Annotated in this window: 10 protein-coding genes and 1 pseudogene; 10 read left to right on the top strand and 1 reads right to left on the bottom strand. The window is 45.3% G+C overall.

Annotation, left to right across the window (positions count from 1 at the left end):
* Positions 1–530 (bottom strand): AAA family ATPase (locus tag BUB66_RS11600; RefSeq protein WP_159431539.1); only part of this gene is annotated, 530 nt, incomplete at its 3' end.
* A 138-nt stretch (positions 531–668) separates the two neighbouring features.
* Here BUB66_RS11600 and murJ point away from each other — a divergent pair.
* From murJ to BUB66_RS12820, 10 genes and pseudogenes are all read left to right on the top strand, one after another.
* Positions 669–2,252, top strand: coding sequence for a murein biosynthesis integral membrane protein MurJ (murJ, locus tag BUB66_RS11605; RefSeq protein WP_084099044.1), 1,584 nt, complete (start codon positions 669–671; stop codon positions 2,250–2,252).
* A 133-nt stretch (positions 2,253–2,385) separates the two neighbouring features.
* Positions 2,386–3,771 (top strand): ATP-binding protein, encoded by a 1,386-nt coding sequence (locus BUB66_RS11610; protein WP_073258678.1) that lies wholly within the window; start codon positions 2,386–2,388, stop codon positions 3,769–3,771.
* 187 nt (positions 3,772–3,958) lie between these two features.
* Complete coding sequence (locus BUB66_RS11615) at positions 3,959–4,912, top strand: sugar-binding transcriptional regulator (RefSeq protein WP_244269854.1); 954 nt, start codon at positions 3,959–3,961, stop codon at positions 4,910–4,912.
* Positions 4,913–5,038: 126 nt separating this feature from the next.
* Positions 5,039–5,404 (top strand): transcriptional regulator GutM, encoded by a 366-nt coding sequence (locus BUB66_RS11620; protein ID WP_073258680.1) that lies wholly within the window; start codon positions 5,039–5,041, stop codon positions 5,402–5,404.
* A 68-nt stretch (positions 5,405–5,472) separates the two neighbouring features.
* A complete protein-coding gene (gene srlA, locus BUB66_RS11625) occupies positions 5,473–5,997 on the top strand; it encodes a PTS glucitol/sorbitol transporter subunit IIC (RefSeq protein ID WP_073258694.1) in 525 nt (174 codons plus the stop codon).
* Between the two features lie 13 nt (positions 5,998–6,010).
* Complete coding sequence (srlE, locus tag BUB66_RS11630; protein WP_073258682.1) at positions 6,011–7,003, top strand: PTS glucitol/sorbitol transporter subunit IIB; 993 nt, start codon at positions 6,011–6,013, stop codon at positions 7,001–7,003.
* Positions 7,004–7,072: 69 nt separating this feature from the next.
* Entirely contained in the window at positions 7,073–7,444 is a 372-nt protein-coding gene (locus tag BUB66_RS11635; RefSeq protein WP_073258684.1) for a PTS glucitol/sorbitol transporter subunit IIA, read from the top strand.
* A 23-nt stretch (positions 7,445–7,467) separates the two neighbouring features.
* Positions 7,468–8,760 carry an NAD(P)H-dependent oxidoreductase gene (locus tag BUB66_RS11640; RefSeq protein ID WP_073258686.1) on the top strand — a complete coding sequence of 431 codons (1,293 nt, stop codon included), beginning with the start codon at positions 7,468–7,470 and terminating at the stop codon, positions 8,758–8,760.
* Between the two features lie 121 nt (positions 8,761–8,881).
* The gene (gene pdhA, locus BUB66_RS11645; RefSeq protein WP_073258688.1) at positions 8,882–9,841 is read left to right on the top strand and encodes a pyruvate dehydrogenase (acetyl-transferring) E1 component subunit alpha; all 960 of its coding nucleotides are present in this window, start codon (positions 8,882–8,884) and stop codon (positions 9,839–9,841) included.
* Positions 9,842–9,872: 31 nt separating this feature from the next.
* Positions 9,873–10,024 (top strand): annotated as a pseudogene (locus BUB66_RS12820) (alpha-ketoacid dehydrogenase subunit beta); the annotation flags it as partial.

Here is a 10,024-nt window from a genome sequence, read left to right on the forward strand (position 1 = left end):
TCGTATTCGTCTATGAGAAGAACCGCTTTTTTGCCATAGTGGGCTTCGAGAAAGTATGTGAGGTTATAGAGGCTTTCCCTGTAATCTACCGGTTCGCCCCACCTTTCCAAAATTTTTACTATGTATTTTTTATGGTGTTCCCTAAGTTTTTCCGATTCCAAAAGATATGAGTGCTTGTCGTATTCTTTTGATATAATGCTTTTTAATACATCGTAGGTTTCTTCCCACGAACTTGTCTTTGCATCCTTAAACGTAATATGTATGACTGGGTATTTGTTCATGTATTCCAATGCAAGGGGGTCCTTTTCAATTTTAAGTCCTTTGAATAGGTATGAGTAATCTCTTTCATTTGAGAAGAAATATTTAATCATGGAGAAGTTAAGGCTTTTTCCGAACCTTCTTGGCCGGGTTATGAGAATGACATTTGCGCCGTCACGCAAAAGGTCCCCTATGAGCCCTGTTTTATCGATGTAGTAGTAATTTCCCTCGATGATGTCCTTGAAGTCCTCTATTCCCGATGGCAAAAGCAAGGTATCACCTCTGAAAATCAGGATAGGATTAGAAATATTATATCACAACTCCCCCCTGATTAATTTCTAATTTTGCAGGAATTCCTTATGGAAAAATAGAAGTTATAATGTAGTGTAATTGTCCAGGAGGTTTTTGCAGTGCCAGATAAGATAAGCTACAAAAAAGCAGCCGTCGTAGTAATGGCGATAACCCTTCTTAGCAAAATCACCGGATTTTTGCGGGAAATAGTGCTCGGGAGCACCTACGGCGCGACTTTCATCACCGACGCGTATCTTGTTTCGCAGACTATACCCCAAGTGCTCTTTGCAACAGTGACCGCAGCTTTGGCCACCACCTACATACCCCTTTATTCGAAGATTAAGGTTGAACGAGGCGAAAAAGTGGCGGTAAAATTTACGAATAAAGTAGTAAATGCAGTGCTCGCTGCAAGTGCGATTGTCACATTGCTCGGCCTGATTTTCACAAGGCCGATAGTTTCGTTTATCGCCATGGGTTTCGAGGGAGAAACTTTAAGACTTGCGGTTTCTTTTACCAGGATAGCCTTCCCGATGGTATTATTCATAGGCCTGAGCAATATTTTTCAGGGGTTTTTACAGTCCAATGGAGAATTTGCAATTCCGGCGTTCATAGGGATACCGTACAACTTCATCTTGATATTTGCGATGATTTTTTTAGGCAGCACAAGGCGTTACGGCCTCGTGATTGCCGCGCTTTTAGGGGCCTTCTCGCAGCTTTTGATCCTTTTATTCGGGGCTGCCCAAAAAGGATACAGGTTTGAAAAAATCTTCGTCCTCAATGACCCGGACCTGATAAAAGTAGCGTCCCTTTCCGTCCCGGTTATGATGGGGACGGCGGTGCAGCAGCTCAACACCATGATAGACAGGATGCTGGCCTCGGGCCTGCCGGAAGGCAGCATCTCGGCTTTAAATTTTGCAAACAGGCTGAACGGCTTTGTCTACGGCCTATTCAGCATGTCCATATCGGTGGTGATATATCCCCTTCTTTCCCGGCTCAAGGCAGAGGAGGACTTGGCAGGTTTCAAGGACAAGCTCGTTAGATCAATAAGTGTCATTATGCTCATCATCCTCCCTATAACTGCTGGAGCTCTGGTTTTAAGCTTCCCGATAGTCTCCTTGCTTTTTGAAAGGGGAGAGTTTACAAGAAGGGCGACGGCTATGACAGCGTCGGCGCTGGTGTACTATTCGCTCGGGATGGTGTTTTACGGAGCGAGGGACATATTGAATAGGGCGTTTTATTCGCTTCAGGATACCAGGACGCCGATGGTGAACGGCATGATAACTGTAGGGTTTAATATAGTGATGAACTTAATTTTGGTAAGGTACATGGCACATAGCGGCCTTGCCCTGGCTACGAGCCTGTCGGCAGCTTTGACTACAGTGCTTCTTATTTTTAACCTATGGAAAAAGCTGGGGGGTCTAGGAGGCCAAAGGCTTGCCGGGGTTTTCGCAAAAAGCGCCCTTTCGTCGGCAGCGATGGGGCTTTTGGTGTTTTTGCTATATAGGAATTTTGCCGGTTATATTGAAAGTGCGGGAAAACTGTTGGGCCTTGCAGCATTAGGGACTATAGTCGGGCTTGGCGCCATATTTTATTTTGCATTGATTTATCTTTTGAAGGTCGAGGAGGCCAGGTGGCTTTTTTCGACGGCAAAGAGTAGTGTGAAGAAATTTATAAATTTTGGATTACGAGTAAGGGCAGAGTAGAGGATCTGCCCTTTTAATTGTTTGCATAAAAGTGTATCCTTATGGTATAATATAGACGAGAAAATTACTAACTCTAAAGTAAGTAACTTATAAGTTAGTAACTTGAGAGTTAGTAATTCAGGAGGAAAGCATTATGTTTGTCGGCAGGGAATACGAGCTTGGTACATTAAAAGAGCTTTATGCTGAAGACAGATTTCATTTTGTTGTTATTTACGGGAGAAGGCGCGTGGGAAAGACGACGCTGTTGATGGAGTTTTGTAAAGACAAACCGTCTATATTTTTTGTTGCTGAAGAATACAATGATAAAATCGCTCTTGAGTCTTTCTCGGATAAAATATTGTCCTATTTTGGGCTTAGCGGATTAGTAAGTAGATTCGAGTCGTGGGAAAAGGCGTTTTTGTTTTTAGCGAAGCAGGCAAAAGACAAACGGCTGGTTGTTGTGATCGATGAATTCCCTTATCTCGTAAATTCTAATAAAAGCATTCCGTCGCTTTTGCAGAATCTAATAGACCATCATCTAAAGGATACTAAGCTTTTTTTGATTGTCTGCGGCTCTTCCGTTAGTTTTATTGAAAAAGAAGTTTTGAGCTATAAAAGTCCGCTTTATGGAAGAAGAACTGCGCAGCTTGTAGTAGAGCCATTTAATTTTTTTGATGCTAGAAAATTTTTTCCTGATTACGATTTTGAAAATCAAGTGGTGGCGTATGGAGTGTTAGGGGGGGTCCCTCAATATTTAGCTAACTTTGACGGCTCAAAAGGTGTATACGAAAATATTAAAACTAAAATTTTGGACAAAGCATCATACCTTTATGAAGAACCGAAATTGCTATTGAGGCAAGAAGTGCGGGAGCCTGCTTTATATAATTCGATAATAGAAGCGATTGCCGGTGGGAGCAGCAAATTGAACGAGATATCTACAAAAGTAGGAGTAGAAACTGATAAATGTTCGAAATACATTTCTACATTAATAGATTTAAAGATAGTGGAAAAAATAACTCCTGTTGATTTGAGGGAAAGGAGCAGGAAGAGCATTTATAAAATTAAAGATAATTTCTTTAGGTTTTGGTATAGATTTGTCTTTAGGAACAAAGCTTTAATCGAACAAGGATTGATTGATGAAGTCTTGGAAAATAAGATTAAACCTTTTATGAATGAATTTATTGGAGAAGTTTATGAGGAAATATGCATAGATTACCTTAAAATTTTAAATAAAAACAAGAAACTGCCCTTTATTTTTGAAAAGATAGGCAGGTGGTGGGGGAACAATCCTTATAAGAAACGAGAAGAAGAAATTGATATAGTAGCACTTGAGAAGAGTAATATAATATTCGGAGAGTGCAAATGGCAAAACAAGAAAGTAGATATGACTGTTTTAAACGGTTTGATAGAAAAAAGTGCATTGTTTAATTATCAGAATAAATATTATGTGTTATTTTCAAAAAGTGGTTTTACAGATGATGTGATAAATTTTGCAAAGCATAATACTAATGTCCTGCTCATTCGACAATTTGATGTATAAAATAGCCCGCTAAAAAAGCGGGCTTTTCTATGCTACCCTAACCACAATTGATGAAGTTTTTATCCTATCTTTCCAATTTGGCAAAAGCGATAGGCCAGTTTTTAAGCCGAAGCAATTGACACGGACAACGATAAATAGTTATAATAAATTGAACATTTTCTTATTTCATGAACCGATGATAAAGAGGGTGGCGCGTTTGAATATATCGAGGGACAGTCGGCTTTTGGTTAAGATAGCCCACATGTACTACAGCGAAAACAAGACGCAGCAGGAGATTGCCGATAAGCTAGGCATATCAAGGCCTTCGGTTTCCAGGCTCCTGCAGAAGGCCAGGGAGGAAGGGGTAGTCGAGATAAAGATAAATTACGAGGGGGGGTTTGCGAAGCTCGAAGACATCCTGGAAAAGCGCTTCGGCCTGAAGGAAGCCATCGTCACGCCTTACGACGAAGGGGAAAGGCTTAAAAAGCTGCTGGCCGAGGCGGCAGCGGATTTTCTTTTGAGGAACTTAAGGGACAAGAACCTGGTCGGGATATCGTGGGGTACGGTGCTCTGCCACGTGCCAGAATTTATAAAAAACGCTCCTAAGCTGGATGTCACTTTTGTCCCGATGGTAGGAGGAGTAGGGCAAAGCAGGATGGACATCCACTCCAACCAGATCGTGATGAACCTGGCAAAGCGCTTTGGAGGAAAGTGGCTGCTCCTCCACGCGCCGGCAATGGTGGAAAGCGTTGAGGTGAAAAATACCCTCCTTTCCGACAGGAATATATCTAAGGTGCTCGAGACGGCGAGCAAAGTCGACATAGCTCTCATAAGCATAGGATCGCCTTTTGACCCGAATGCCACTATGCTTGAGACGGGGTATTTTACGAAAAAGGAGCTGGACCTCTTAAGAAATGCTGGCGCTTGCGGCGATATGTGCTCCAGGTTTTACGACGAGGACGGGAAACCTTGTTGTCCCGAGCTAAACGACAGGGTCATAGCCGTGACATTAGAAGACATTAAAAGGATTCCAATTGTCGTGGGGATTGCAGGCGGCAAGTCAAAGATGAAGGCGGTTTTAGCGGCTTTAAGGGGCGGTTATATGAAGGTTTTGATAACCGACGAAAAGACCGCCCGCTGGCTAGCGGGGGAAAAAGTATAGGCCGAACTGGGCCTTTTATTTTTTTTGTTAAAATAATCACAAATATTGACACAATAAATTAAATATGATATTTTTCTATTATAGAACAAATGATAATAAAGTGAACAAATGTGCTGGGTGGTATGAATGACTTTAAAATTACTGGGAATTATAGCACTGATGTGGATTCTTCAGGGGGTTTTTAGTTATTTTCAGATAAAAAACCTGCAGAATAAATTAAAGGAGCTCAAGAAAAAAGGCAGGGTAGGCTTAGGGAGTTCTAAGGGGCGATTTTCGCCGGGGTGCATTGTAATAATAGCCGTTGATAAAGACGGGAAAATTGCCGAAGCTTATAAAATGTCGGGAATGAGCGTTTTCGCAAGGTTCAAAGAGTTTGAGGATATCAAGGGGCTTTACCTGAACGAGCTTGCTTTTTACCTTAACCCCGAAGAAAGCGGCAGCGAGAAAAAAGCTATAGAGAGTGCTATCAAGATGCTGGAAACCCACGAATGATGGGAGGTGATATTGGAAAATCGTAAGTGCTTTTTAAGTTTTCCAAAAAAAAATCGGAGGTGAATTTTGTGGAGGTATTGGCCAATTTTGCACAGGGTTTCATAGGCCTTTTCCAGGAGGGCGGCAAAGTATTCTTGAGCCTTGCAGGCGGAATCCTTCCAACATTGATAACTTTGATGACTGCAGTCAACGCATTCATAAAATTTGTGGGACAGGAGCGCATAAACAATTTAGCCCAAAACGCGGGCAAATACACTCTCCTTCGCTATACCGTCATGCCGGTACTTGCAGTATTTTTCCTCACCAACCCCATGGCTTACACTTTCGGCAGGTTCTTGCCCGAAAAGTACAAGCCCGCTTTTTACGACGCTGCGGTTTCCTTCGTGCACCCGATAACCGGGCTTTTCCCACATGCAAACCCCGCAGAACTTTTCGTCTACATGGGAATAGCGCAAGGCATCCAGCAACTGGGGTTGCCCTTGGGCGACCTTGCGGTGAGGTACTTTTTGGTGGGCGTAATTGTGATTTTTATCCGCGGAGTTGTGACTGAGAGGTTGACCATTAGAATGATGAGACAAAGAGATTTAGCATAGGAGGGCTGGAATTATGGGTTACAGGGCTGTAAAAGTAGAAAGAGGTGCTGGCGGGTGGGGAGGCCCACTTGTAATCAAACCGGAAGAAGGAAGAGATAAGATCGTCTCAATAACGGGCGGGGGTATAGACCCGGTTGCGGAAAGGATAGCCCAGCTTACCGGAGGGGTTGCTGTAGACGGGTTTAAGACTTCTGTCCCTGAAAAAGAGATATGCTGTGTGGTAATTGACTGCGGCGGCACCGCAAGGTGCGGGGTATACCCGAAAAAGAGGATACCTACCATAAACCTGACCCCTGTAGGGCAGGCGGGACCCCTTGCCCAGTACATCACTGCCGATATATACGTTTCAGGGGTAAAGCCCGAAAACGTAACCTTGGCTGAGGGAGAAGAAGCGGAACGGGCGATAGTCCGGGATGTGGCGCCCGCCATGGAAAAGACGACGGCCGAAAAGCCTCAAAACGGCGGTGCTAAAAAGCAGATGGGTATAATCGAGAGGATAGGCCGAGGCATGGGCGGTGCGGTTGGAAAGATGTACCAGGCAGGCCGCGAAACTATAGACCAGATAGTGAAAAATATCCTCCCATTTATGGCATTTGTTGCTATGTTAATAGGAATCATATTAAAGTCAGGTATAGGCAACTGGATTGCCAACGTCATTTCGCCCCTTGCCGGCACTTTACCGGGACTTTTGTTGATTTCCGTGGTATGCGCGCTGCCGGTGCTTTCGCCGCTTTTGGGACCTGGCGCAGTAATAGCCCAGGTAGTAGGCGTGCTGGTAGGAGTAGAAATTGGAAAGGGCAATGTCCCGCCGCAATATGCCCTTCCGGCGCTTTTTGCCATAAACCCCCAGGTGGGTTGTGACTTCATACCCGTGGGATTGAGCCTTGGGGAAGCCGAGCCAGAGACTGTAGAGATAGGTGTCGCGGCGATACTGATATCACGTCTTATAACCGGCCCAATTGCGGTATTGATAGCTTACCTTTTCAGCTTCGGGCTTTATTCATAGAGAACTTAATGTTGTGGCGCCTTTATGGCGCCACAACATTTGAAAACGATTTTGCGAAGGAGGACTTCTATGAAGAAATTTGAAGCCAATATAGTCTTTATAGGGGATATGGCGGAGGAATTCAAAAGCCAAAATATGATAATCCTTTTCGACAGCGGCGCCCCGGAGGAACTAAAAGAGATATCGGTGGTCCACCGGGGAGGGATATATCGAGGCGAAGTGGTCCCGGGGGATTTCCTGTTTATAGGGGCTTTTGGCTACCGGGTAACTTCCGTCGGGGAAGTGGCCAACAAGAACCTTAAAAATATAGGCCACGTCTGTCTGAAATTTGACGGGAGCACCGTGCCGGAGCTGCCGGGCAATATCCACCTGGAAGAAAAGGCCCTGCCGGATTTGAAGGTAGGCGATGAGATTTATATAGTGGAAGGCCAGGAAAAATAATAAAGAGAAAGGGGCAAGATAAGATGCTTAACTTGAATTCAAAACTCCTCGAACTTGAAAAAAGCGGGAAAAAAATAAATATCGGCTTAATAGGCGCAGGGCAAATGGGTATAGGCCTTGTGAGCCAGGTGTTCTGCATGAAGGGGATGAGGATTGCGGCTGTCTGCGACATCCGGCTGGAAGAGGCCAAAAAAGCCTATACTTTGGCAGGTGTTTCGACGGACGACATAGTCACGGCGAGAACCGCATCGGAATTGGAGGATGCGGTAAGGAGAGGAAAATACGCGGTGACTGAAGATTTCGGTGTTGTGACAAAAAGCATACCGATCGATGTGGTTATCGACGCCACAGGGGTTCCCGAAGTAGGGGCTCAGATCGCCCTTGAGTCGATATACAATGGAAAGCACATTGTTATGCTAAACGTGGAGACCGATGTCACTGTAGGGCCTATACTTAAAAAGATGGCGGACAGCGCCGGAGTGGTATATACTGTATCTGCAGGCGACGAGCCCGGGGCGATAAAGGAACTTTATGATTTTGCCGATGCCATGGGTTTTGAGGTGCTGGTGGCGGGGAAAGGCAAAAACAACCCCGTGGATTTGGAAGCCAACCCAGATTCCGTAAGGGATGAAGCTTTAAAGAAGAAGATGAACCCGAAGATGCTGGCATCCTTCAAAGACGGCACGAAGACCATGGTGGAACTTACCGCCGTTTCCAATGCCACGGGATTTTTGCCCACAAAGAGGGGGCTTATCGGTCCTTTCGCAAAAGTGGAGGAACTGCCGGAAATCTTCAGGCTCAAGGAAGAAGGCGGCATCCTGGACAGTTACAGAGTGGTGGAATACGTAAACGGCGTGGCGCCGGGCGTTTTCGTGATTGTTACGACGAAGCTGGAGGCGATAAGGGAAGAACTGGCGTATCTTTCCATGGGTCCTGGACCCAATTACGTATTTTACCGCCCCTATCACCTGGCCAGCATAGAGACTCCACTTTCTGCAGCAAGGGCTTATATATATAAAGAACCCACCATAGCACCGAAAGGGGCTCCAGTTTCCGAGACTATAGCCGTGGCAAAGAAAGACCTTAAGGCTGGCGAACATCTCGATGGCATCGGCGGCTTTACGGTTTACGGGATCATAGATACTTATGAGAATGCAAAAAAAGAAAGGGCATTGCCTATTGGGCTTGTTAATAAAAATGTAGTTATGACGAAAGATGTGAAAAAGGGCGAAGTGATAACATACGATGCGGTAAAGTTAGATGAAAGCTCGCTTATTTTGCAGCTTAGGAGGCTGCAGGAAAGGTTGATAGGTTAAAGCCAACTATTTAAAATGGCATGAGAGTTGCTTCTGAATAAACATATAATACAACATTGCAACTTTGTTTAATTTTTTTTAAGGGCGTGTAAATTTTAGACTAAATAAGAGGTGATATTCTGTGGAATTGACTGCGGAAAAGAAACTGTGGATGTACAAAAAGATGTATGAGATAAGGTGCTTCGAGCTAGAAGTTGACAAACTGTTCAAGGCCAACATGATCTGGGGCACCTGCCACCTCTCGGTAGGCGAGGAAGCCACGGCCGTTGGTGCGATTGCGGCCCTGGAAAAGGACGATATGATTACCAGCACCCACCGGGGCCACGGTCACTGCATAGCAAAAGGCGGAAAGCTTCCCCAGATGTTCGCAGAGCTTCTGGGCAAGGAAACCGGCTACTGCAGGGGAAGGGGAGGCTCCATGCACATCGCCGACATCGAAACGGGCAACCTCGGGGCCAACGGCATAGTAGGCGGCGGAATACCCATTGCAACCGGCGCCGCCCTGGCGTCCAAGATGAAAAAGGACGGCAAAGTCACTTTATGCTTTTTCGGCGACGGGGCGAACAACCAAGGAGTCTTCCACGAATCCTTGAACATTGCGTCTCTTTGGAAGCTGCCGGTGGTATATATCTGCGAAAACAACCAATACGGCATGTCTCTTGCGTTCAAAAAGTCGACGGCAGTAGAGAACGTCGCAGACAGGGCTGCGGCGTACAACATGCCCGGCGAAATCGTCGACGGAAACGATGTGGAGGCAGTCTACTTTGCGGTGAAAAAAGCGGTGGACAGGGCAAGGAAAGGCGAAGGCCCGACGCTTGTCGAAGCCAAGACTTACCGGTGGCTCGGGCATTCCAAGAGCGACGCCAACGTTTACAGGACCAAGGAAGAGATAGAAGAATGGAAGAAGAAGTGCCCCATAAAGCAGTACAGGACAAAACTTATAAAAGAGGGAATCGCCACCGAAGAAGAGCTGGACAAAATCGAAAAAGAAGTCGAAAGAAAGATTCAGGAAGCCATAGAATATGCCAAAAACAGCCCGGAACCTTTTGTAGAAGACATCGCCGATGGCGTATATGCATAGAGATTTTCTTCAAAAAAAGGGGGAAATAACCATGGCTGAAAAGTTATATATAGAAGCATTGCGAGAGGGCTTGAGGGAAGAGCTTTTGAGAGACGAGAAAGTCTTTTTGCTCGGAGAAGATATCGGCATATACGGAGGGGCTTTTGGGGTTACGAAGGGCTTGGTTCAAGAGTTCGGAGAGGA

Origin of the sequence: Caldanaerovirga acetigignens, from assembly GCF_900142995.1 — a bacterium.
GTDB classification, from domain to species: domain Bacteria; phylum Bacillota; class Thermosediminibacteria; order Thermosediminibacterales; family Thermosediminibacteraceae; genus Fervidicola; species Fervidicola acetigignens.

Coding starts and splice junctions, on each gene's coding strand:
- BUB66_RS11610 (WP_073258678.1), top strand. CDS start 2,386: ATGTTTGTCGGCAGGGAATACGAGCTTGGTACATTAAAAGAGCTTTAT.
- BUB66_RS11620 (WP_073258680.1), top strand. CDS start 5,039: ATGACTTTAAAATTACTGGGAATTATAGCACTGATGTGGATTCTTCAG.
- srlE (WP_073258682.1), top strand. CDS start 6,011: ATGGGTTACAGGGCTGTAAAAGTAGAAAGAGGTGCTGGCGGGTGGGGA.
- BUB66_RS11635 (WP_073258684.1), top strand. CDS start 7,073: ATGAAGAAATTTGAAGCCAATATAGTCTTTATAGGGGATATGGCGGAG.
- BUB66_RS11640 (WP_073258686.1), top strand. CDS start 7,468: ATGCTTAACTTGAATTCAAAACTCCTCGAACTTGAAAAAAGCGGGAAA.